General features: G+C 47.6%; 26 protein-coding genes. 14 read left to right on the top strand and 12 right to left on the bottom strand.

Annotated elements, in window-relative coordinates; all coding sequences use genetic code 11:
• Positions 1–50: 50 nt before the first annotated feature.
• The 4 genes from lpoB to CFF01_RS15310 all read right to left on the bottom strand — a co-directional run bounded on the left by lpoB (position 51) and on the right by CFF01_RS15310 (position 3,350).
• Positions 51–644 (bottom strand): penicillin-binding protein activator LpoB, encoded by a 594-nt coding sequence (lpoB, locus tag CFF01_RS15325; protein ID WP_033537925.1) that lies wholly within the window; start codon positions 642–644, stop codon positions 51–53.
• Positions 645–669: 25 nt separating this feature from the next.
• Positions 670–2,079: a COG3014 family protein gene (locus CFF01_RS15320; RefSeq protein WP_088905372.1), complete on the bottom strand. Its 1,410-nt coding sequence runs from the start codon at positions 2,077–2,079 to the stop codon at positions 670–672.
• 78 nt (positions 2,080–2,157) lie between these two features.
• Positions 2,158–2,370 carry a SlyX family protein gene (locus tag CFF01_RS15315; RefSeq protein WP_033537926.1) on the bottom strand — a complete coding sequence of 71 codons (213 nt, stop codon included), beginning with the start codon at positions 2,368–2,370 and terminating at the stop codon, positions 2,158–2,160.
• 8 nt (positions 2,371–2,378) lie between these two features.
• Entirely contained in the window at positions 2,379–3,350 is a 972-nt protein-coding gene (locus CFF01_RS15310) for a WD40 repeat domain-containing protein (protein ID WP_088905371.1), read from the bottom strand.
• A gap of 186 nt (positions 3,351–3,536) precedes the next feature.
• Here CFF01_RS15310 and fkpA point away from each other — a divergent pair, with 186 nt between their 5' ends.
• Positions 3,537–4,295, top strand: coding sequence for an FKBP-type peptidyl-prolyl cis-trans isomerase (fkpA, locus tag CFF01_RS15305; protein WP_033537928.1), 759 nt, complete (start codon positions 3,537–3,539; stop codon positions 4,293–4,295).
• A 168-nt stretch (positions 4,296–4,463) separates the two neighbouring features.
• A complete protein-coding gene (locus tag CFF01_RS15300; RefSeq protein ID WP_088905370.1) occupies positions 4,464–4,838 on the top strand; it encodes a YacL family protein in 375 nt (124 codons plus the stop codon).
• 66 nt (positions 4,839–4,904) lie between these two features.
• On the opposite strand, the gene CFF01_RS15295 is transcribed toward CFF01_RS15300, so the two are convergent.
• Together CFF01_RS15295 and narQ are read right to left on the bottom strand one after the other, a co-directional pair.
• Entirely contained in the window at positions 4,905–5,534 is a 630-nt protein-coding gene (locus CFF01_RS15295; protein WP_033537930.1) for a response regulator, read from the bottom strand.
• 62 nt (positions 5,535–5,596) lie between these two features.
• The gene (gene narQ, locus CFF01_RS15290; RefSeq protein ID WP_033537931.1) at positions 5,597–7,300 is read right to left on the bottom strand and encodes a nitrate/nitrite two-component system sensor histidine kinase NarQ; all 1,704 of its coding nucleotides are present in this window, start codon (positions 7,298–7,300) and stop codon (positions 5,597–5,599) included.
• A gap of 247 nt (positions 7,301–7,547) precedes the next feature.
• Between narQ and nrfA the strand changes: the two genes are divergently transcribed.
• On the top strand, positions 7,548–8,948 hold the full coding sequence (gene nrfA, locus CFF01_RS15285; RefSeq protein ID WP_088905369.1) for an ammonia-forming nitrite reductase cytochrome c552 subunit: 1,401 nt from the start codon (positions 7,548–7,550) through the stop codon (positions 8,946–8,948).
• Positions 8,949–9,004: 56 nt separating this feature from the next.
• On the opposite strand, the gene CFF01_RS15280 is transcribed toward nrfA, so the two are convergent.
• On the bottom strand, positions 9,005–9,547 hold the full coding sequence (locus tag CFF01_RS15280) for a hydrolase (protein WP_088905368.1): 543 nt from the start codon (positions 9,545–9,547) through the stop codon (positions 9,005–9,007).
• Positions 9,548–9,799: 252 nt separating this feature from the next.
• Between CFF01_RS15280 and CFF01_RS15275 the strand changes: the two genes are divergently transcribed.
• The 4 genes from CFF01_RS15275 (at position 9,800) to CFF01_RS15260 (ending at position 13,109) form a co-directional block, all read left to right on the top strand.
• Complete coding sequence (locus tag CFF01_RS15275) at positions 9,800–10,138, top strand: P-II family nitrogen regulator (RefSeq protein WP_033537934.1); 339 nt, start codon at positions 9,800–9,802, stop codon at positions 10,136–10,138.
• A gap of 12 nt (positions 10,139–10,150) precedes the next feature.
• Positions 10,151–11,401: an ammonium transporter gene (locus CFF01_RS15270; protein WP_088905367.1), complete on the top strand. Its 1,251-nt coding sequence runs from the start codon at positions 10,151–10,153 to the stop codon at positions 11,399–11,401.
• 108 nt (positions 11,402–11,509) lie between these two features.
• Positions 11,510–11,836 (top strand): hypothetical protein, encoded by a 327-nt coding sequence (locus CFF01_RS15265; RefSeq protein WP_088905366.1) that lies wholly within the window; start codon positions 11,510–11,512, stop codon positions 11,834–11,836.
• A 121-nt stretch (positions 11,837–11,957) separates the two neighbouring features.
• Positions 11,958–13,109, top strand: coding sequence for a tetratricopeptide repeat protein (locus CFF01_RS15260; RefSeq protein WP_232479453.1), 1,152 nt, complete (start codon positions 11,958–11,960; stop codon positions 13,107–13,109).
• 44 nt (positions 13,110–13,153) lie between these two features.
• Here the strand turns inward: CFF01_RS15260 and CFF01_RS15255 are convergent, their stop codons facing one another.
• Entirely contained in the window at positions 13,154–13,852 is a 699-nt protein-coding gene (locus CFF01_RS15255; RefSeq protein WP_157705008.1) for a substrate-binding periplasmic protein, read from the bottom strand.
• Between the two features lie 379 nt (positions 13,853–14,231).
• Here CFF01_RS15255 and aroG point away from each other — a divergent pair, with 379 nt between their 5' ends.
• Positions 14,232–15,284, top strand: a complete 1,053-nt coding sequence (gene aroG, locus CFF01_RS15250) for a 3-deoxy-7-phosphoheptulonate synthase AroG (protein ID WP_088905363.1) — start codon at positions 14,232–14,234, stop codon at positions 15,282–15,284.
• Positions 15,285–15,339: 55 nt separating this feature from the next.
• On the opposite strand, the gene CFF01_RS19220 is transcribed toward aroG, so the two are convergent.
• Positions 15,340–15,516: a hypothetical protein gene (locus CFF01_RS19220; RefSeq protein WP_088905362.1), complete on the bottom strand. Its 177-nt coding sequence runs from the start codon at positions 15,514–15,516 to the stop codon at positions 15,340–15,342.
• A 407-nt stretch (positions 15,517–15,923) separates the two neighbouring features.
• Here CFF01_RS19220 and CFF01_RS15240 point away from each other — a divergent pair, with 407 nt between their 5' ends.
• Complete coding sequence (locus CFF01_RS15240) at positions 15,924–17,699, top strand: ABCB family ABC transporter ATP-binding protein/permease (RefSeq protein ID WP_088905361.1); 1,776 nt, start codon at positions 15,924–15,926, stop codon at positions 17,697–17,699.
• Between the two features lie 74 nt (positions 17,700–17,773).
• On the top strand, positions 17,774–18,037 hold the full coding sequence (locus tag CFF01_RS15235) for a hypothetical protein (protein ID WP_033537939.1): 264 nt from the start codon (positions 17,774–17,776) through the stop codon (positions 18,035–18,037).
• Here the strand turns inward: CFF01_RS15235 and CFF01_RS15230 are convergent.
• Both CFF01_RS15230 and CFF01_RS15225 read right to left on the bottom strand, forming a co-directional pair.
• Positions 18,034–18,243, bottom strand: coding sequence for a hypothetical protein (locus CFF01_RS15230; RefSeq protein ID WP_088905360.1), 210 nt, complete (start codon positions 18,241–18,243; stop codon positions 18,034–18,036). The genes CFF01_RS15235 and CFF01_RS15230 overlap by 4 nt on opposite strands.
• Before the next feature lie 114 nt (positions 18,244–18,357).
• Complete coding sequence (locus tag CFF01_RS15225) at positions 18,358–18,894, bottom strand: histidine phosphatase family protein (protein ID WP_088905359.1); 537 nt, start codon at positions 18,892–18,894, stop codon at positions 18,358–18,360.
• 154 nt (positions 18,895–19,048) lie between these two features.
• Here CFF01_RS15225 and CFF01_RS15220 point away from each other — a divergent pair, with 154 nt between their 5' ends.
• From CFF01_RS15220 to CFF01_RS15210, 3 genes are all read left to right on the top strand, one after another.
• Positions 19,049–19,630: a DUF5610 domain-containing protein gene (locus tag CFF01_RS15220; RefSeq protein WP_033537941.1), complete on the top strand. Its 582-nt coding sequence runs from the start codon at positions 19,049–19,051 to the stop codon at positions 19,628–19,630.
• A 129-nt stretch (positions 19,631–19,759) separates the two neighbouring features.
• Positions 19,760–20,500: a ferredoxin--NADP reductase gene (locus CFF01_RS15215; RefSeq protein ID WP_088905358.1), complete on the top strand. Its 741-nt coding sequence runs from the start codon at positions 19,760–19,762 to the stop codon at positions 20,498–20,500.
• A gap of 10 nt (positions 20,501–20,510) precedes the next feature.
• On the top strand, positions 20,511–21,110 hold the full coding sequence (locus tag CFF01_RS15210) for a glutathione S-transferase N-terminal domain-containing protein (RefSeq protein WP_088905357.1): 600 nt from the start codon (positions 20,511–20,513) through the stop codon (positions 21,108–21,110).
• Here the strand turns inward: CFF01_RS15210 and CFF01_RS15205 are convergent.
• Complete coding sequence (locus CFF01_RS15205) at positions 21,100–21,570, bottom strand: hypothetical protein (protein ID WP_088905356.1); 471 nt, start codon at positions 21,568–21,570, stop codon at positions 21,100–21,102. The genes CFF01_RS15210 and CFF01_RS15205 overlap by 11 nt on opposite strands.
• 171 nt (positions 21,571–21,741) lie before the next feature.
• Here CFF01_RS15205 and CFF01_RS15200 point away from each other — a divergent pair, with 171 nt between their 5' ends.
• Positions 21,742–22,749 carry a Fe(3+) ABC transporter substrate-binding protein gene (locus CFF01_RS15200; RefSeq protein ID WP_088905355.1) on the top strand — a complete coding sequence of 336 codons (1,008 nt, stop codon included), beginning with the start codon at positions 21,742–21,744 and terminating at the stop codon, positions 22,747–22,749.
• Positions 22,750–22,787: the final 38 nt, after the last annotated feature.

Below are 22,787 nucleotides of genomic sequence, written 5' to 3'. Positions count from 1 at the left end.
AAAAAACCAGCACTAGGCTGGTTTTTATTGGCTCATTCGACAAGGTTCACTTACATGCCGAGGAAAGACTTAGATTTGGTCTTACGGATCTCTTTTTCGTCAGACCATTCGATCAGACCCGTTTCCAGATCCATTAGACGCATGGTCATCTTGTAATAGACATCTGTGGTGCTGCCATCTTGCTTGACGATGCTCGATAGATTGCCGTAAAGCATAAACTGGGCGCCAATTTGACGGCCGAAGTTGATGGCGGTCGATGGGTCTACCATGCCTGAATTGTTTTGGTAATCCAGTTGCTTGCGAACTGCGTCGACCTTAGTCATGTCGATAAAACGGAACTTGCCCGAGCGTAACAGCTTATTGCTGATAGAGTCTGTTACCGATTCGGTATCGATATGCTCCGAGGTCTTGTTCTTGATCTTGTCGACAAAGATGATTGGACGATCTTTGGCTGTCATGGCAACCACGGGTGGGAAACTCAGCATGCTGTCGACCATCTTGGCGGTGATCGCCTGCAGATCGGTAGAACCGAAGTTTTCATTGACGGTTTCGACTTCAGTTGCATCACCGTACTGGACCTTAGATTGACAGCCTGCCAGGCCGATAGCCACTGCAATGATAAAAATGAGGTTGAATTTTTTCATAAAAATACCGATTCCTTTATCTAGATTAGATGATTATTGAATAAAAACGGGTGAAATTACCAGTATCAATTATCCAAATTAATGTGGTTTTATCGCTTTTTACGTCAATCGTTTGCATTTGGGACTGCCCTATGCGGATCTCATATTGACCGGCATCCAGATAACGCCTGGCTAGTTGTGCCTGCCTTGGCAGAGTCAACCAGCTACGCCTGTCGGCTTGCTCTGTGACCACGTTAAAGATCTGCATGGCTATGGCACCGGCATCTAACTCGTCCCGGCGCCGCTTAGATTCACTTCGTACACTGCGCGCCATCTCTGCCTTAGCGTATACCCTGGCCGCTTGTCGTATTAAGGCGCTGGGCAGTTCCTCTTTAAGTGCCGTGATGGCTAAGGCATCTATATTGGCGAGTGGCGCCGCGCGCAGCACAGTGCCAAACCCGGCTATCTCCGCGGCACTCATCGCCGCGCGCTGTGGAGGGTAGGTGGCTAGCGAAGCCGTTTGCCAGTTACCATCAATTCGAAAAGGTACGGTAAAGCTTTGCTTCTCTGGGACAAAGCCTCTCTCGACCAAAACGACAACCTGTCCCTGGCCTGGCTTGGCGAGCAGCGCATCGCCCCAACGGCGCTTAAACTCCTCATACTGTGGCATGGCCAGTTTTTTGGCGAGCCGCACCAAATCTTGCTGCAGATAAGGGTTGTCAGGGGCTATTTGAGCGGCCTTACGATAATCGATAAAGGCATCGTTTTCTTCCCCCAATAGCTCATGTAGCAGACCCGTGGTGTAGTAACTATAGGCGTTTAAGAAAGAGCTTGTAGTGGTTCCGGCCGCTTGGCCAAGTCGATTAACCTCGGCGTCTATGGTGCCGTTGGCCATCGCCTGTACCGACGCTTGAGACTTTTGGTATCTGGCCTGCTCGCTTTGTTGTAGCTCATTACTGCGCCTGACTTCCACCAGAGCACCTTGACTGTCCCCGCTAAAGAGGTAGTTGAGGGCCTGATATTGATGCAACATGATGCGCTCATAGCCCGGACCACGGTAGGGGATCACATTGTCGTTGATGAACAAGCTGCTGGCCTTTGCTCCCAGATCGGATGCGCTGAGCACTGCCTGTTGATCAAATTTTTCATAGGCTTTTGCCGCCTGTTGATAGTAGCTCTTGCTGGCTTCAAAGTCGCCGCTGATCTGTGCGATTCGCCCCGCCTCCTGGGCATATAAGAGTCCATCCTGGCCCGTGATGGCATCGTCGAGCTGATGGTAAAGCCCGGGTGATGCTTGTCTGCCGAGTTCTGCCTTGATGGGGGCAAGTTGTGAAGGGTAGCTAATGAAAATACTGTTAAAGGCGCAGCCCGATAGACAGAGTGAGACTAGGGTGGTGAGCAGCGGCGCTGTATAACCCTTGATGACTCTGACAAACGCATTTGGCTGACTTGGCATATAGATTCAAATCCTTTATGAGCGGTTTTCCATCTTTGAGCATGACGCTTTCAGGTGCGCCGATGGCCGCCGCACACCTTAGTAGTGTGGTGGCGGTGTCTCTTCTGCTTGACTGGCAATGTTGCTGGGTTCTACCTGTGACAGCTTGCTGGTCAGTAAACGTAATTTTTCCTGCTGCTCGGCAAGAAGATCGTTGAGTCTGATCACCTGCTGATTCAGTGACTCTATGGTGTCGTCCTGAAAAGCCAGTTTCATCTCGAGATCTTCGATTCTTTGTTCTAGTTGCACCAAATGTTCCTTTATTGCTGTGGCATGGGCCAAGTCTCTAGCAAACCGTTGCTGGCGAAGCTGATGATCTGCCCATTGGGGGTTTCTGCCACTGAGTATACAACGGCGCCCTTGATTTGCGCACGTTCGGTGCGGGTAACTTGCCAGTTTGCGAGCATTTTTCCATCGGTGACCCGCCAAACGTTCACTTCTCGAGCCGGGGTGCCTGTGAGTAGGGTGAGATTATTATTGGTAAAGCGTGCGGTGGAAAAGTTCATTGTGCGCCGCTTTATTTTCAGTTGTGAGACGGCGTCGCCGCTTTGGGTCTGCCAGATCTTGGCCTGATCTGTACTGTCGGCGGCAAAGGCCAGACTCGCATCTTGGCTTAGACTGACCTGAAGCACACGGCTGGGGAGCTGCCACTGACGCTGCGGCTGGCCGGTATTCGCTTGCCAGAGAACCACCTGGTTATCATTCCCGCCAGACAATGCCCAGCGACCATCGGCCGAGAGAGCCACGCTGTTTACTTTCTCACTATGGCCGAGGAATTTAATCAAGGTGTTGGTTTGATGATTGAGTGACATTACGCTGCCGTCGGTGAGGCCGATTAGCAAGGTGCCATTGTTGGCAAGTGCCAGGGTTTGTCCTGTGGCAGGTAGTGACCACCATCCCAAGGGTTGGCCATCCTCCATGTTCCACAGGGCAACTGAGTCACGGCTGAGGGAGGCGGCATACTTTAGGTTATCCGATAGAGCGGTATCTATGGCTGTGCCCCCTTGACTGCCATGGAGCCATTGGTATTTCAGTGTCTGTGTTTGTAGATCCCAAAGTTGTAGATTGTTACTGGTGGTGCTGACCAGCAGATGGCTGGCATTGGGCGAGAGGCTGGCATCATAGCTGGGCTCGGCGATGATACTGTTGACCTGAGGCTTTGGCTGGCAGGCACTCAGCAGGAGTGTACAAGCTATCAGTGTACAAAAATGCAGCAAGCTGGATTTGCTCATGAACTTGTTCCTGGTTTAGTTGTCTCTAGCTCAAGCGCTATTACATGTGCTGGCAAAAATACCCCGCCAGCCTTCTAGATGAAACTTCATCAATGTAATTGGTATATGTTAATTAACTAGTATAAAGTGGTTCGTCTTAGAAGAGTAAGGTTATTGTAACCACAAGAAAATGCTGAGGAAGCTTTAATGAAGTCGATTTATAAAATGTCACTGGTCGCGTTGGCGGTGGTTGGTCTAACTGCCTGTAATCAAGAACAAAAAACAACAAAACCGGCAGAAGTCAAACTCGAGACTCAGGCGCAGAAGCAAGCCTATAGTGTCGGCGCGTCTATTGGTAAATATATGTCAGGCCATATTAAAGAGCAGGAAGAGTTGGGTCTGCCTGTGGATCGTAGCCTGATCATTCAAGGTTTTAGCAACGGTTTGAACGATGAGCTTAAGCTTACCGAAGAAGAGATGCAGACAGTACTGCAAGGTCTTGACGAGCAGCTTAATGAGAAACGTCAGGCACAAGCGACTGCATTGGCTGAAAAAGCCCAGGCAGAAAGCGCTGCTTTCCTAGAAGCCAACAAGGCGAAAGAAGGTGTGGTGACAACTGAATCTGGTCTGCAGTATGAAGTGATCACTGAAGGAACGGGCGATAAGCCAGCGGCAGAAGACACGGTTGAAGTGCACTATGTGGGTACGCTGATCGATGGCACCGAATTTGACAGTTCAATCGCTCGTGGTCAGAGCGCTAAGTTCCCGCTAAACCGCGTTATTCCAGGTTGGACCGAAGGCGTGCAGCTGATGCCAGTGGGTGCTAAGTACCGCTTCGTTATCCCTTCAGAGCTGGCCTATGGTAACCGTGATACCGGTAGCATTCCTGCCAACTCGACACTGATCTTTGAAGTGGAACTACTTTCTATCGAGAAGGCGGTACCAGCTGAAGAAGCAGCCAAATAAGCTTGATTTAGCTAATTAAAGGGCGCTGAGGCGCCCTTTTTTATGCCTGCGCGTTAGCGTCAGTGGCAGATCAATTTATCGGCGTTTACCCTGTGCTCGAGCGGATATTCCTGCAATTGTCTTTTTCTTAGTTTAAAATTTGCAGAGCATTATTTGGGAAGACTGTTTATGGAATATGAATTTCGCCGCAATACATTAACCGGAACCTTGGTAGCCCAATTCACCATGGATCACGAGATAATGGGGCTTTGGTTTGTCGATGAGTTGGGCGAAGACAAGACCTTAATCGGCCAGGTGCAAGAGGCGATAGCGGCATTGCAGCAGGGTAAGATTAGAGAGCAGCGTTTTATTGGCCAAGCAGTGTCCATTGAACTGGATGAAGAGCAGGTAAGAGTGTTTGCCAACGTGCTCGAGACGGAGGACGACACCCTGCTGGATGAGTCTATGTCTCTGTATGATGGCGAGTCTCAGGCCTATTGCGGCTTGGAAGATTTTGAGGCGGCGCTTAGTAGTTGGCAAGCCTTTATCGATGAGAGTCGATGATTTATTGGTCAGATCTAAAAAGGCAGCCTTAGGCTGCCTTTTTTATAAACTCGCGCAAGGTCAAGTTTATTGGTTTAAGTAACGTACCGCCATTTCGGTGCGTGACTTGGCATTTGCTTTACGCAGCAGGTTTTTGACATGGACTTTAACCGTGCCTTCACTGATATGTAGCTGCTCAGAGATCACCCGGTTGCTCTTGCCTTCGGCCAACTGCTCGAGGATCTGTAGTTCTCTTGGCGTCAGGTTAGCTATCCAGTCCTGCTCGTCGGCGCCATCTTTCAGTTCGTAGATAAACTCCTCAACCGAATCAGAGATCACTCGGTGACCCTGCATGGCATTTTTGAGTTTCTCCAATAGCAGATCCGGCTCAGTATCTTTGAGTAGGTAACCATCGGCGCCGGCTCTCACGAGGCGGATAACGTCCTGCTTCGCATCGGATACCGTAAGGATCACTATGCGGCTGGTCACTCCTTCCTGACGCAAAGCGTTCAGGGTATCTAGCCCTGTCATCCCTTTCATGTTGAGGTCTAACAGTACGATATCCGGTTCGTTTTCGGCAATTGCCGACAGGGCATCTAGGCCGCTGCCTGCTTCACCAAAGAGAGTGAAGTCTGAATCAGAGGTGATAAGTTGACAGATCCCACGACGTAACAGGGGATGATCGTCCACAACCAAAACTGAATAGGGTTTGCCCATTTGTATAGCCTCCACTGAGGTCTGTTTTGTTTAACAATTAGTATCTTATATCGTCAGTATCCCTACTGACTAGGCTCTTTTTCAGGTGGGAAGATCAAGGTCACCGTCGTTCCCCCCTGCTCATTGCTGCTGAAGTCTACCACACCTGAGAGGCGACTTGCGCGTTCATGCATGATTCCTATGCCAAAATGTTGATCTCTTTCTTTTAGCTTCTCTAAGCCTACCCCGTCATCACTGATACTGATCTTGACGTTGTTGCCGCTGCGAGTGCAGGAGATATGAATGTGATCAGCCTGAGCATGCTTGATGGCATTGAGGGTCGCTTCTCGGGTGAGCTGCAGGACATGTATATGCTGATGTGCACCCAAAAGCTGTATGGGTAGCTTGTCCTCCAGGGTTATCTTGGCGGTGGTTTGTCCCCTGAGCTGATCCAGCATCATCTCAATGGCATGATTGAGGTTAGGATCCTTAATGGTGAGCCTGAAGGTGGACAGGAGCTCCCTTAACTGAACATAAGCGGTATTAACCCCTTCGTTGATCTCTTTGAGCTGTTCCTCTACTTGAGGGCTGCGGCATTGATTATCGAGTCCCTTGGAGAGCAGGTTGACCTGAATTTTAAGAAAGGACAGTAACTGACCCAGAGAATCGTGTAGCTCGCGAGCGATCACGCCACGCTCCTCCATCAAGGCCAATTGCTGGCGTTGTTCACCCGAGTTATGGATGACGATAGAGCGGGCCAACATGATGGCGAAGTTTTTAAAGAGCGGATGATTGATCTCCCCAAGCGAAGTGACCTCCAAATAGCCCAGTTCGTTGTCGGCAAATTTTAGCGGGAAACGTGTTTGACTGCGCGAGGCTACTGGCCAGCCGCCATCAGCATCAATATAGAGTTTCTCTTTGTCATCTTGAGCGATCACCAGACGCAAGAAGCTGTTGGGCTCGTGCGCTCGCAATTGATTCAGCGCTTGCTTAAGGGTGCTGAGCTCCAGTTTTCCGGAGTGCAGCATCACCAAGTTGTCATAAAGGAGTGTTAATTCATTATTGGCGCGAGTCAGTGCAAAGGTCTTCTCTTTGACCTGGTTTTCCAAATTGTTATACAGAGTTGATAGCTCTTTAGCACTGCTGGCCAGGGCATTGCTGAGGGAGCTGAGCTCGATATATTCACTATCAGGCATGGTGACATCAAATTCCCCCTTAGAGATGGTGTTAGCAGACTCCATCAGCTGATTTAGGGGGGTTACCACCTTACGCTTTGTAAAGCGTACCGCAAAGAAAGCGATTAATAACATGAGTCCCAGGCCTGAGATCTGGCTGGCCGCCAGTAACTTGAGTTTGAAGGCGGCGAACTCTTCAGTTTCCAGTACGAACAGATCTATGGTGTCGACAAAATCTTTTAGTGCCGAGACATAGAGGCGGCTGTTTTCCTCTTCAATATACTGCTTCATCATCTGCCATTTTTCGATTACTAGCAGGTATTGAGAGGAGAGATCATCCGGTGTCATCCAGTCCAGAGAGCGTTTTAAGGCATCCGAGTGCAGGGTGGCTTCAAATTCTTTGATTTTTTCGTCTGCCTCTTCACTGCCAGAGTTGGCATAGAACATCAGGCGGTAGCTTTGCATTCGCAGCGAGCCGGAAGCGTTGATGGCTCTTGCATCCCCGAGGCTATATGCCAAATTGGCTATAGCGAATGTGGCGAGTCCACTGGAAAGTAAAATTAGGGTTAACATTAACCTTAATATTGTGGAGGTGAGACTGCCTTTCTTCATGTATTAGAACTCATTAAATTATAGAGAGAAATCGGAACTTTGGACTATGTTACTTGTTTAGCAGTCGCTGATAAAATTAACAAAGTGGCAAAAATGTGACCAACAACACATTCACACTATGATCTGCCTCAAGTTTTACCCCGGATACCCCATAAGGGGTATATTTTTAATAGGCTTAAGGGACTAACTTTGGCCTTGGAGATGTTGTGGTTATAAAGACTACTATAAAAAGTAACACGGAGATGAGATGGTGAGAACATTAACGACTAAAACCTTTGCACTAAGTGCTTTGGTCGCTGCTAGCCTAATGGCTACTGGCGCAATGGCAAGTGAAAAAACTGAGCCCCGCAATGAAGTTTATAAAGATAAGTTTTCTAAGCAGTACAACAGCTGGCATGACACTGCTGAAAGCGAAGAAATTGTAGATATGCTTGAAGAAGTACCTAGCCTAGTTGTGTTGTGGGCAGGTTACGGTTTCGCGAAAGATTATAATGCGCCTCGTGGTCATATGTATGCATTGACTGATGTTCGTAACACGCTTCGTACCGGTGCACCAAAGTCTGCTGAAGATGGCCCAATGCCAATGGCATGTTGGTCTTGTAAGAGCCCTGATGTGCCTCGCGTTATTGAAGAGCAGGGCGAAGATGGCTACTTCACTGGTAAGTGGTACAAAGGCGGTGCTGAAATCGCTAATACTATCGGTTGTGCAGATTGCCACGAGAAAGGTTCTTCTAAACTACGTATGTCTCGTCCATTTGCCGACCGCGCAATGGCAACATTAGGCACACCATTTGATAAAGCGTCTAAGAAAGACAAGCAGTCAATGGTTTGTGGTCAGTGTCACGTAGAATACTACTTCGAGAAGACTAAAGATCGTAAAGGCTTTGTGAAGTTCCCATGGGATATGGGTACAACTGTTGAGCAGATGGAAGTCTACTACGACAACATGGAGTTCGCAGATTGGACTCATGCTTTGTCTAAGACACCAATGCTGAAAGCACAGCACCCAGGTTATGAAACTTGGCAGCTAGGCGTACACGGTAAGAACAACGTTAGCTGTACTGACTGTCATATGCCTAAAGTTAAGAATGCTGAAGGTCGTAAGTTTACCGACCACAAGGTAGGTAACCCATTCGATCGCTTCGAAGAAACCTGTGCGACTTGTCACTCTCAAAGCAAAGAGTTCATGGTTAACTTAACTAAAGAGCGTAAAGTTAAAGTTGCTGACCTTAAAGAACGTGCTGAGTCTCAGTTAGTTAAAGCGCACTTTGAAGCTAAAGCGGCTTGGGACGCTGGCGCAACTGAAGCTGAAATGAAGCCTATCTTAATGGATATCCGTCATTCACAGTGGCGCTGGGATTATGCTACTGCCTCTCACGGTGTAGCGGCTCACGCGGCTGACGAAGCACTGCGCATACTCGGTACTGCAGTAGATAAAGCGGGTGATGCACGTATCAAGCTTGCTCAACTGCTAGCCAAGAAAGGTGTTCAGCAACCAATCGCTATCCCTGATGTTTCAACTAAGGCTAAGGCACAAGCAGCTCTTGGTATGGACATGAAGAAGATGAATGCCGATAAGGAAGAGTTCAAGAAGAATGTACTTCCTAAGTGGGATGCTGAAGCTAAGAAGCGCGAAGCAACTTACTAATACATCCCCCCTGCATAGTAAAAGCCCCGGTTATCCGGGGCTTTTTTATATCGTTGCTACTTTATCATCTTGAGCAGAGCCTTGAACCTGTCGCCACTGGCATGGGCTTGCAGTTCAAACAATAGTGATTCGCTATTGGTCAGCAATGCACCGTGCTGCGTCATCATCTCACAGCCTAATTGCTTATTGGTTTGTGTTCTGGATGAAACCGCGTCGGTTACCAGGTGCACCTCGTATTGATTATCCAGAAGATCCCGGCAGGTCTGATAGACACAGATATGGGTCTCAATACCTGTAAGCAATACCTTGGGTCTGCCATATTGGTGTAGGGCTTGCCTGAAAGGCTCTGCATGCCAGCCGCTAAAATGCTCTTTTGCAATAGGCTGATAGTGAGGTGTTAATAAATTCGCTAATTCAGGACTAGTGGCACCGAGTTTATCCGGAATCTGTTCCAGCCAGATGATAGGGATCTCGAACAGTTCGGCGGCCTTGATAAGGTTAGTGAGTTTAGCCTCTAGCTCATTGGCCTCATGCATCATGGTGGCCAGCTTTCCCTGTACATCCACAATGATCAGAACACACTCCTGTGGTTTTAACATAATGCTCTCCTCGGCTGATGGGTACTCAATCATACCTGCATATTGCGCCGAACCAATCCGTCATAAGTCGAATACCTGATTGCGCTATTTTTGTGCGCCGCATGCATGCCTGCACCCTATTGGTGCATTTATATGCAAGTTGTTTGGGTGAAATATTTATAACTACATGAATGTTATGGTTTTGTAATTGTGGCCTAATGATTGAATTGTCTTTGGCATCAGCAAGATTATTAGGATGAGTCGGAGGCGGTAATGAAATTAATCAGCGCAATAATTAAGCCATTTAAACTCGATGATGTGCGAGAAGCCATTGCAGGGTTGGGTATAGAAGGCATGACGGTGACAGAAGTAAAAGGTTTCGGTCGTCAAAAAGGTCATACAGAGTTGTATCGAGGTGCCGAATATCAGGTGGATTTTCTGCCTAAGGTGAAACTTGATATTGCGACCAAGGCTGAAAATGTCGATCACCTTATCGAGTCAATCGTCGCGGCAGCGCGTACTGGCAAGATAGGTGATGGCAAGATTTTCGTGACGGATCTCGATCAGGTGATCCGTATCCGTACCGGCGAACTCGATAACGAAGCACTTTAAGGGGGATATCCAATGGAAGAGTTAACGGCACTAGGTGCGACTGTATCTGAGTTGAGATTCGCGCTCGATACCTTTTATTTCTTGATTTCTGGCGCCTTGGTGATGTGGATGGCTGCTGGGTTTGCCATGCTGGAAGCCGGCCTGGTGCGCTCTAAAAACACCACAGAAATCCTAACCAAGAACGTTTGTCTCTATTCGATCGCCTGCATCATGTATCTAGTGGTGGGCTATAACATCATGTATGTGGATAACGCTGAAGGTGGCTGGTTACCCTCGTTTGCCAGTTTAATTGGTTCACAGGCCAGTGATGCTGACCATGCGTTAGAGTCGGATTTCTTCTTCCAGGTCGTTTTTGTGGCGACTGCCATGTCTATCGTCTCGGGAGCCGTTGCCGAGCGTATGAAGTTGTGGGCATTTCTCATCTTCTCAGTGGTTATGACTGGGGTTATCTATCCTGTCGAAGGTTACTGGACTTGGGGTGGCGGCTTCCTCTCGGAAGCTGGATTTGTCGACTTTGCCGGTAGTGGTATTGTTCACATGGCCGGTGCCGCTGCGGCTATCTCAGGTGTGTTGTTGCTGGGTGCTCGTAAAGGTAAGTATGGTCCTAATGGACAGGTCAATCCGATTCCTGGCTCTAACCTGCCGATGGCGACCTTGGGTATGTTTATTTTGTGGATGGGTTGGTTCGGCTTTAACGGTGGATCGCAGTTACTGGTGTCAGATGCCGAGAATGCCTCTGCCGTGGCGAAGATCTTTGTTAACACTAACTCTGCCGCCGCCTTCGGTGCAGTGTCTGCCCTAATAGTCTGTAAGATGGTGTGGGGCAAGGCTGATTTGACCATGATATTAAACGGCGCATTGGCTGGCCTGGTAGCGATAACCGCAGATCCCTTATCACCATCATTGCCGTTGGCGGGCGTGATCGGCATGGTTGCTGGTGGCTTGGTTGTCTTCTCTATCGTGATGTTTGACCGAGTGAAAATTGATGATCCTGTTGGCGCCATTTCGGTGCACGGTGTGGCAGGTCTGTTTGGTCTGGTGTTGGTGCCGCTCTCAAACGCCGATGCCACCTTATTGGGACAGCTCTATGGCGCAGGGGTGATATTTGCTTGGGTATTTAGTGCATCGTTTGTCGTCTGGTATCTGCTGAAAGTGACCATGGGCATCCGCGTCACAGAAGAGGAAGAGTACAATGGAATGGACGCTTCTGATTGTGGTATCGACGCTTACCCTGAATTTGTATCGCTAAAAAGCGCCAGCTAATACCTAATCCTGATAGGCGTAAATAGAAAACAGGGCCCTGCCACATGGTATGGGCCCTGTTTTTTGTATTATGCTAGTTCAACGTTAGCTTGGTTAGAGGGCGCGACAATGAGAGTCTGGTTAGGTGTGCTGTTGATGGCAGTGATTGTGGGTGAGTTACAGGCGGGGCAGGTGGTGGTGCGCAAATCGAGTGAGCCTTTCGATGCTTTTGCCGTGCGTGATCAGGTGCAGCGAGATTTTGAGTGGCGCGAATCGCTGCGCTTACAGCAGCAAATCCAGATCTTACAAAGCCTGCCTCTTGGTTGTGCGCTATTTAAGCATCCCTATGCCTATTATCGGTGCGGTGCGAGTTTCTATCGCCCCTATCTGTATCAGACTGACAATCATCCAGGTCAGCAGCTCTATATTCAGATCGATCCTCCTTCGTCCAAATGATTGTTAATATTTTGTAACGCTTTGCAGGGGCAAAACCCAAAAGGCTACTTTATGATAGATCTTAAGGTGCCATCATAAGCGTAGGTTAAAGATGAGAAGGCTAATTGAGTGTCAATGCGCTATGTTACTGTTATTGTTCATAGTCAGCGGTTGTGCCAGCGGCCCAGGTAAGGAGACCATCGCGAATATAGAGCAATACTTTGTCGATAATGAATTTGCAGAGGTATCGGTTGAAGTGACCCCTGATGAGCTGTTTGCCTTGCCTCCTCAGGTGGAAGTGGATCTTCGACAAGAGTATAAGCGCAGTCGTATGGCGCGAGACTATATTGCCGCTAACCTTTGGCTAGCCAATTACATTAATGCCGACAATGGCGGCTTTAAGTACCAAGACAACCTTACCAAAACTCCGATGGATACTTTCAATGCCCGCGCCGGGAACTGTTTGTCTTTGGTGCTATTGAGTGCCTCGCTCGCAGACGCTCTGGGGGTCGATGTGGAGTTTCAAGAGGTCGATGTTCCGCCAGTATGGGATAAGGCGGGGGATTTCTACTTGGTGAATGGCCATATTAACCTGCGTCTCATACCGCGAGAGAGCAGTGAGACCTTTCTTGCGGACAAGAATGCACTTCAGATCGATTTCCTGCCGGAGCGCAGCATGCGAGGTTATGCCAAGCGACGTATCGACAGAACCACTGTAATGGCGATGTTTTATAACAATGTGGCTGCCGAGTCTTTGGTTGAGGGCAAATATGATTTGTCTTACGCCTATTTGAAACAGAGTCTGCAATTGAAAGCCGATTTTATTCCGGCGTTGAACACCTTGGCGATTCTTTATCGTTATAAAGGCTTGGATGAGAAGGCTGAGGTTCTCTATAAGTTGGCATTGTCGCAAAATAGCGAAGATATGAATGCGCTGTTTAATTATGGGGTGCTGCTCGCCAGTCAAAATCGGCTCGAGGAGTGGGCTGAGGTTCATAAAACGCTGGAGTTGGTCAGGATACGTAACCCTTATTACTACTATGATATGGCTCAGCAAGCCTATTCAGATCATGAATACCAAACCGCATTGACCTGGTATAAGCGCGCTGTAGAAAAGGCCGATTATCGGCATGAGTTCTACTTTGGATTATCTCGCGCTTATTGGGCTATGGGAGACGAGCGCCGGGCCAAGTTGAATATGCAGAAGGCGCTCTCACTGTCGGTTGATGAATATAACCAGAAACGTTACCAGGCTAAGTTGCAGGCGATGCAATCTCATCACGGGATGCATTAATTCTGCTGGGGCAGTTTGCCCGCATCACTCGCTATATTAATCCGTTAGCCACCTGGGGCAAGCTTTCCTGTCGCTTCCTCTTGCTCCAGTTGTGCAATGCCTAAATCTATTTTTTCTGCCAAGCTTTTGTCGTAACAGGCTATTTTACGTGGTGCTTGGGAAAATAGTGGGTGTTCTCGAGTGGCTAGGCCAGTATCAAGTTTAAATTTGAGTTGATTACGATAGTAGTCAAATATGCGCCTTTCTAAAATAATTGCATCGACCCGTCCAGAGAAGAGCATCATCACCTGGCTTCGCTGACTATTTGACTCCCCATACTTTGGATTGCCTTTCGCCATGTCATAAAATGCACTGCCCAAATATTGTGTTGCATTTTGGAACCCCATTACCGAGAGGCTTGCCAGATCGTTAACGTTTTCAATCACTATAGCCTTGCTCGCTAAGGTAAATACACTATTTTGATAGCTGATCAGGCTGCGAGTGTAATAGAGGTCGTTGAGATTGTCCGGTGCGTTAATGAGGCAATCGACGTTTTTACTCAATACCTGACGAATTGCCCGTTTATTGGGTGATAAATAGATGTGATCTATCGACATGTGTTGTTTTGCCAGGGCGGCTGTCAGCCTGTCATATTGAATGCCACTTTGGCCGTTGGCAAAGAAATAGGGGGGGATAGTGTTGCTGACGGCAAAAGTGCGTTTGTCGATAGTATGATTGCCTAAAGCTTTGACAGAAAATAGCATAAAACAGCTTAGTAACAGCAACCTTCTCATTCGTATTTTTCATCCCCTATACTCAATCGCGTTGGCGTTAGCCTATCTATTCGAGTGAGTTGTCTTAGTGTGTTTTAGCTTGATGAATACCTACTATAGATAGGCTTCTGTGTGATTTCCATCTAAATATTAACACTTTGTTCTGTTAGATCTGGCAACCATCGCAGCTTGTTTGTTAGAAGTCTTGAAAATAAAAAATATTTAATTCAATTATAACAATTGTTTATTGTTATCTTTTTTATTTTATTAATGTTTGGTTGCAATAAAGTGGGATACTGGATAAATTGAATTCAGTAGTGCAATAGAGAGACACGTATTTAATCCAGAGCCGGAGTGGAAAATTTTTATCATGTATTATCAAACTGATGACGTTCGCATTAATAAAATAAAAGAGTTATTACCCCCTGTTGCGATTCTTGAGCGATTTCCGGCAAGCGAAAATGCATCGGCGACAGTGTTTAATGCACGGCAGAATATCCACAATATCCTCAAAAAAGAAGATGATCGTCTGTTGGTGATTATCGGACCTTGTTCTATTCATGATCCTAAAGCCGCGCTCGAATATGGTAAGCGTCTGGTTAAGTTACGAGAGCAGTATCGTGACCAACTGGAAGTGGTCATGCGGGTTTATTTTGAAAAACCGCGCACGACTGTGGGTTGGAAGGGACTGATTAATGACCCTTATATGGACAACAGCTTCAAGCTCAATGATGGTTTGCGCACCGCGAGAAAATTATTGCTGGATCTTAATGAGCTGGGCATCCCAACGGCGGGCGAGTTCTTAGATATGATCACACCACAGTATGTGGCGGACCTTATGTGTTGGGGCGCAATTGGTGCTCGCACCACAGAATCTCAAGTGCATAGAGAGTTAGCTTCGGGTTTGTCATGTCCTGTCGGCTTTAAAAATGGGACTGACGGTACCATTAAGGTGGCGATTGATGCTATCGGCGCAGCCAGTGCTCCACATCATTTTCTTTCAGTGACCAAGTTTGGCCATTCAGCCATTGTGTCGACCAAGGGAAATCCCGATTGCCACATCATTTTACGTGGGGGGAAAGAGCCCAATTACAGCGCTGAACATGTGAAGGCGATCAGTGAGCAGTTGACTAAAGCGAACCTAGCGCAAAATATCATGGTGGACTTTAGCCATGCCAATAGCAGCAAACAATATAAGCGGCAGATGCTGGTGGCCGAAGATGTTGCACAGCAAGTGGGTAAGGGTGAACGCGCTATTTTTGGCGTGATGGTAGAAAGCCATCTGGTTGAGGGTCGACAGGATTATGTTGAAGGACAACCTCTATGCTACGGCCAGAGTATCACTGATGCCTGTATTGGCTGGGAAGACACCGAAACCTTGCTGGCAAGGCTGAATCAAAGTGTTATCGAGCGGCGCGCTTAAACGACAGTCATTAAAAAAGGAAGCTTTAAGCTTCCTTTTTTTATTATTGGCAATCTCATTTGTTTTGCTGCTGCACCAAATATTCATTGGCTTTAGCAAGACTGCCAAAAGACGATATTAAGTTATTTTGGCCCTTTTGCTGGATTTCTGGGCTGTTCGATTCGGTCATCATCCATACCCAAGTTTGTATCAGTGGCAATGGAGGGTATTGCACGTCAGATGATTGTGGCATATCGGCTTCCTTTAAAATGTGGGGTTATTCTTGCTCTGCGCTTAGCTCTGCTAACCCATCTTAAGCTGAGCTTGAGATTATCAAAATCTAAGGCAAGAGATAACAATAAATCCCCCTGTGAAACATTAAAGTGATAATTATCTCACTCGGAATAGTTCTTTTTTCTAGTTTGGTTGCAAATAAGTAAGTCAAAAGTAGTATCTATTGTTCCCGGGGAGCTTGTCAATTGGGTCTCCTTGCCCCCTGATTTCAATGTTGTGACTGAGTCACTGAGTTGTCATTTAATGCTCGCAGTGAAATGGACTGGTGATGCACATTTGTCATGAGGTAAGATGGTGTATCTAGTGGCTTTTACCTTAATTCGCCTAAATGCCATCGTCTCTCTTTTGATGCTAGCTGGAGTTGCAATGCGTCCCTCTCTCTATTTTGATGGTCCAATCGATAAACTTAATTGGCATGTGTTGAAACTCCTTTGGCCCTATTTACTCGAGTTTAAGGGGCGAGTCCTTTTGGCGCTTGCCTGTCTGGTGGTGGCTAAGTTAGCCAGTGTCGGCTTACCTTTTGTGTTAAAGGAGTTGGTCGATACCCTGGGCGATGCATCAAATCTACAGTTGGTTAGCGTGCCTATTGCACTAGTGGTTGCCTATGGTGGATTACGTCTACTTAATACCGTGATTTCAGAGGTACGAGATACTCTGTTCGGCCGAGTGACTGAGCGTGCCATCCGCCGTTTAGGATTATCGGTTTTTGAACATCTACATAGGTTGGATCTGGCCTTCCATCTGGAGCGCCGTACCGGTGGCTTGTCGCGGGATATTGAGCGTGGCACCAGTGGCGTCAGCTTCCTGATGCGTTTTATGGTGTTTAATATTGTACCAACCCTACTTGAGATCGCTCTGGTGGTGGGGATCCTCTTCTACAACTACGGCTGGGCTTTTGCGGCGATAACCCTCAGTGCCGTAGTGGCCTATATTCTCTTTTCCGTGCTGGCTACTGAGTGGCGTACTGGATTTGTGCGGGAAGCCGCTCAAGCGGATTCGCAATCAAATACCCGTGCGATAGACAGTCTGCTTAACTACGAGACGGTTAAATACTTCAATAATGAAACCTATGAATCAGAGCAATATGATCATGCTTTAGAGCGCTGGGAAGTCGCTAAGCGTAAGAACCGTCTCTCACTGTTTGCCTTGAATGCCGGTCAGGCATTTATTATCTCCCTGGCGATGACGCTTATGTTGGCATTGGCGGCGACTCAGGTGACCGAGGGACTCATGACTATAGGTGACTTCGTACTGATTAACGCCTTTATGATGCAACTCTTTATGCCCCTTAATTTCTTGGGGTTTGTCTACCGGGAGATCCGTGGTGCGCTGGCCAATATCGAGCGAATGTTTAGCTTGCTAGACAGGGAACCTAAGGTGATAGACACTCCCGATGCTAAGTCACCTGAGCTACCCCAAGGTAGCCTCAAATTTGAGGGCGTTAGTTTTCAATATGGTGATCGCCCAATTTTATCTGAAGTGAGCTTCGAGATCCCTGCCGGTCATAAGGTGGCGATAGTGGGTGATAGCGGTGCAGGTAAGTCCACTATCGTAAAGTTACTGTTTCGCTTCTATGAGGCGCAGCAGGGGCGAATTACCATAGACGGACATGACATTCTGGGTCTCACTCAGCATGCACTGCGCAGCGCTATCGCCATTGTTCCACAAGATACTGTGCTGTTTAATGATTCGCTGCTGGAGAACATTCGCTATGGCTCACCGGGTGCCAGCGATGAAGAGGTGATGGAGGCGATCAAACTGGCCCACCTGTCGACCTTTGTTTCTCAATTAAGTGAAGGCTGGCACACAAAGGTAGGCGAGAGAGGGTTAAAATTGTCCGGTGGAGAGAAGCAGCGAGTCGCAATAGCCAGGGCAATTCTTAAAGGTTCGCCTTTGCTGGTGTTCGATGAAGCGACCTCGTCGCTCGATAGTCATTCAGAGCAGGCTATCTTGAATGCACTTAAAGAGATGGCAAAGGGGCACACCAGTTTAGTGATTGCTCATCGGCTCTCGACTGTGGTGGATGCCGATCAGATCCTTGTATTGAGTCAGGGTAAGATAGTTGAGCGCGGCGATCATCAAAGCCTGTTGGCGGCAGATGGTCTATATAAGAAGTTATGGACGGTTCAAAATCAGCACTAAAAGTGTGGGATTAAGTCTTTATTCAGGTTTGATTAGCATAATATTGTAAACATAGTGCTCACGGAGAAGAATCCATGAAGAATATTCCAATACACGCCAGCATTGAAGGTCAAACCCGAGTCGTCGACACTGATTGGCTAGCCATTATGGCAACGCTAAGAGAACGTGGACTGGAACAGGATGAGCTGCAATTGGTCTATTCACAGCTGAATTCTTATCTCAAAGTGACTACAAGAGGACTTACCTTAGCTAAGATACCGCCTTCAATGGCTATTGAGGGGATTACACGTGAGGTGAAGGGTTCTACCTATGAAGATATGGGAGTGATTCGACTTTAAGCTGTCTTTGAGGTGTTTATCGGCTTCCAGCCATCGCAAAGTAGGCTGAGTTTGGTGTTTTGGGGTTCATAGGGGGTCAGTCTGATGATCTCCCCAGCCTTAAAACAGATGGTTTCGCCTTCGATAACAGTGAGTCGGTCACAGTTTTGGCAACTGACCGACAGTGGTTTACTCTTACTTCCCGAACCAAAAAACGAATTACTCACCAGTTAATCTCCGTGGTCAAACTTAACGCCAATTCTCTGGCGCTATTCCATATGTTGCTAATGTAATCAAGTTTAGCCTATAAATCTAGCGCTATCTAGACTAATGTCTAATCCTTAATGGGTAATGGCTGAAGATGCACCATATTGAGTCTTTATCAGACTGCTTGGACCATTTTGGGGTACTGAAAGTATATATAAATGGTTATATTCATTCTCTTTTAATTGCGGGATTTTGGGTCCTTTGAGTGCATCTATGATTGGTGCCAAGGTATTTGAGTGACCCGCGATAATCACATTGCCCTCCTCTTGGTTCACCCGTTCGACAATTGCCTTTATGTGCGCCGCTAGATCCGGTCCGGCATTAACTATGGTTACAGGGAGTTGACGGGCGCTGATAATCGGCGCCAGTGTTTCTTGGGTACGCCGATACTGAGTTGCTATAGCCAGGCTTAGCGGGGTGTTAGCTAAGGTCTCTATTAGCGCCTGAGCCCTAATTTTCCCCTGTTCTGTCAGTGATGGATCTCGTCCGTTAGTCGCCTTTTCGGCGTGACGAACTAAAATGACGGTTTTCCCCTCACTACCTTGATTTGCCTCAGCTAAAGGCTGGTAGAGTAAAAGCGAGATGAGGGCATAGCTTAACAGTTTTAACATGGGTAACCTCAGGCATCTTGAGCTGGTTTGTTAGGATAAACCATTTATTGGTCGATGCCGATGTAAGATTACATGATCAATTTGTCTAAAGTTGGCTATAAAATGGTCGATAATAGAGGTTGAGGGTGAATTTAATTTCTTGAGAGAGGCGATTATGGAGATTCAAAATCACGGCGGAGCCGTATCAGCGGCGGCGCGAAATAAAACAGATTCGACAACGAATCATGGTCAGCAAGTCTCCGAAGTGGCCAAGAACAAGACGGCATTGGCAGCCAGTAAGCAGTTGATGAATGCGGCTATCTTATCGGCGCAGCAGGAGGTCAACCTCAGTGCTGGTAATGAACCTATGCAGCTGCTGTACAAAGCGGCTATCGAAGCCATTAATGAGGAGTTAGCGCCGACCATGGGTGAACATGCCATCGAAACGGCAGTTGCTCAGGGGGTCGATACATCGCCAGAAGCGACAGCCGATCGCATCGTCAGCTTTGCAACCCAGTTTTTTGCTATTCATCAGGAGCAAAACCGAGGCCTCTCCTTCGATGAGCAACTTAACTCCTTTATGGATATTATCGGTGGTGCTATCGATCAAGGTTTCGACGAGGCCAAGGATATTTTATCCGGCCTTAAAGTCTTGGAAGGAGATATTGCCGATGGTGTCGATAAGACCTACAGCTTAGTGCAGGAAGGTTTGCAGGCTTTTAGAGACAGTTTTAATGATGATACGGCGCAAGAATAGTGCTTGCTTACATTCCAATATCATTGATTAAACCCCTTAGACTAAGGGGTTTTTTGTTGTCTTGACTCTAGCTAAAAATCTATCAATGATGGGACTAACAGTATCCATAAGGCCGATAGAGGTAGCGAGATGTGGGGAGAGGCGAAGGTAGTAGAGCGAATAGACTGGAGTGATCAATTATTTACCCTGAAGTTGTCGGCCGATATTGGTGACTTTATTGCCGGGCAATTTATCAAACTATCGCTACATATCGACGACAAACGTGTCGCCCGAGCTTATTCACTGGTCAATGCCCCGCATGAGTCCCTGTTGGAGGTTCTGGCGGTTAGCGTCGATGATGGACTCTTATCTCCCAAGCTGCAGGCCCTTAACCCAGGGGATAGCGTCTATATCTCTACTAAAGCGGCTGGGTTTATGACCCTGGATGAACTGCCAAAACAGGGTAAGCACTTATGGCTGTTTGCTACAGGCACAGCCGTTGGTCCCTTTATTTCCATGATGAGAACTGCTGAGCCGTGGCAGAGATTTGAGCGTGTGATCTTAGTCTATGGCGTAAGATATCAAGAAGATCTCGCCTATTACCAAGAGCTTAAGACATTCGAGGCTCAGTATCCCGGCCTGTTCTCCTTGGTTACTTCTGTGACGCGTGAGCCTGTGGAAGGGGCGATCAGCTGCCGCATCACTCAAGGGGTCGAGAGTGGCCTTATTGAGCAGCGAGTCGGCTTGTCACTCAACACGCAAGATTCACAGGTGATGATTTGCGGTCACCCTGAGATGATTAAAGAGTTGAATACCTTGTTACAGTCCCGCGGATTGGCGAAAAACCTGCGCCGAGCGCCAGGGCAGATAACCGTTGAAAAATATTGGTAGAGGATTCGAGATGCAACTATTGTTTTCTGAGGCGTCACCTTATGCGAGAACGGTTCGGGTGGTGATTGCGCAATTTGCGGTGGCGGGTATAGAACACGTTAGTGTTAATCCGCTTGAAAATGGCGAACTGCTGCTTACAGCCAACCCTTTGGCTAAGATCCCTTGCCTCATGTTAAACGATGGCGGCGCCCTGTATGACAGCGAGGTGATCCTGCGCTACCTGGATCATGAATACTGTGGTGGTGAGCTGTTTGGTCAGCCTGGGGACTCTTGGTATGGCGAGACGCAATACTCGCTGATTAAGGGCTTACTCGACAGCGCGGTGGCGTTAAGACAGGAGCAGATGCGTGATGATGAAGGACTGCGCAGCCCCTTTTGGACCGCGAGATTTGAGCAAGCTCTGTTGAGGGGGTTAGCGCAGATCGAACAGATGGGAATTTCGGGTCACAGTCAGCTTTCTCTTCAGCAGATCTGTTTAGCCTGTTTATTGGAATATCTGGACTTTCGGCATCCAGATTTGGATTGGCGTAAGATTGCACCCGCAACGGCTAGGTGGTTAAAGTCCTTTTCTAAGTTAGAGGCTATGGTCAGCACTCGACCTAATGTCTAGTATCGCTTTGGCGTCTACCCTTACTTGGTTGGTGGCGCCTGTTGGTTTCGCCAAAGACACCATAGAGTTCGCGGGTGACGCCAAAGTCTAGCCGCCTATCTTCTGTTTGTCCCCGTCTGTCCTCATGGTGTAGATAGCGGCAACTGCAATCCGCTTTAGTACAACCCGCTAAGGGGAGGGGGGGAGCATCGTCAGATAGAAATCGCTTGCCCTTGAGTTTTTCTGCATTTTTACATAAGCCTTCATCACTCACAATTTCGACACAGTGATAGGGGTGGATGGTGTTGTGTTTGACGCTCGGCGCATGAGGAACTTCTTCGCTGATCACGCTAGCACTGAGGTTTGATGGCTGGGGCTGAGAGCGGCGTGAACGTTTCACTTTTACCCGGGTAAACCTGTGTTTAAAAAGGAATAAAAGTAGTATGACGGCGAGTATAAGGGCGAGAATTTCCAAAAACATGTGAGCTCCTTTTTTAAGCCGAGTCTTTTGAGTTTAGTCAGAGAGGCTTTTTTGGTCAAAATGAGACATCAAGGGGATTTTTACCTGTTTACTCTTGCCGTCTAGCCTAAGATTGATTACGCTAACCGCGATTGATAATGGTTATCATTAACTTTGTTTGGGAGTTCTCTCATGAGATTCATGAAGCGTTTGGCTGTTCTAGGGTTTGCTTGTGTGGCATCTGTTGCCAATGCGGCTGATAGTGTTACCGTTTATTCTTATCGTCAGGCTTTTCTTATTGATCCTATTTTGGCGGACTTCACCAAGGAGACCGGCATTAAAGTGAATCTGGTGTTTTCCAAGCAAGGCATTGCCGAACGTATGGCAAGAGAGGGACGCTTATCCCCAGTGGATCTGGTGCTGACCTCTGATTTCTCTCGTTTGATGGAGTTGGCCGATAAGCAGCTAGTGGCGCCGGTGGACAGTGAGTTACTGACAAACAATATTCCAGCGAATCTACGTTCACCCGAAGGTGATTGGTTTGCTCTGACCAAGCGGGTTCGCAACATCTACTCCTCCAAGGAACGTCTGGGCCCACTGACGATCGATTATGAAGATCTTGCCGATCCTAAGTTTAAGGGCAAGATCTGTACCCGTAGTGGTAAGCATCCCTACAATATCTCTTTGGTTGCCTCAATGATTGCCCATCATGGTGAGGCGAAGACTAAAGAGTGGCTAGAAGGCTTTAAAGCAAATCTGGCGCGAAAGCCACAGGGTAATGACAGAGCTCAGGTTAAAGCCGTTAAAGAAGGCCTGTGTGATATCGCCGTCGGTAATAGCTACTATCTGGGTAAGATGTTACAAGATCCAAAGCAAGTGCCTTGGGCAGAGGCTGTGAATATCAATTTCCCTAATCAGGCAAATCGCGGTTCACATATTAATGTTTCTGGGATGGCATTAGCCAAGTACGCGCCATCGCGGGAAAATGCAATTAAGTTGATGGAGTATCTTTCTGGTGATCAGGCACAGCAAAGTTACGCCGAGTTAAACATGGAGTATCCAGTGAAGCCAGATGTGAAACCGTCTCAGTTGGTGGCATCTTGGGGTGAGTTTAAAGCCGATTCACTGCCTATTCACAAACTTGCCGAGTATCACAGTGCTGCGGTAAGGTTACTTGATGAAGTGAAGTTCGATCTCTAGTGGCGTAGGCCTCCTGATTATATTAAAGCCTTCCCTGG

It is taken from the genome of Shewanella marisflavi (genome assembly GCF_002215585.1).
Taxonomy (GTDB): Bacteria; Pseudomonadota; Gammaproteobacteria; order Enterobacterales; family Shewanellaceae; genus Shewanella; species Shewanella marisflavi.
The sequence above is the reverse complement of the archived record's forward strand: the minus strand, read 5'-3'. Positions and strand labels throughout refer to the sequence as shown.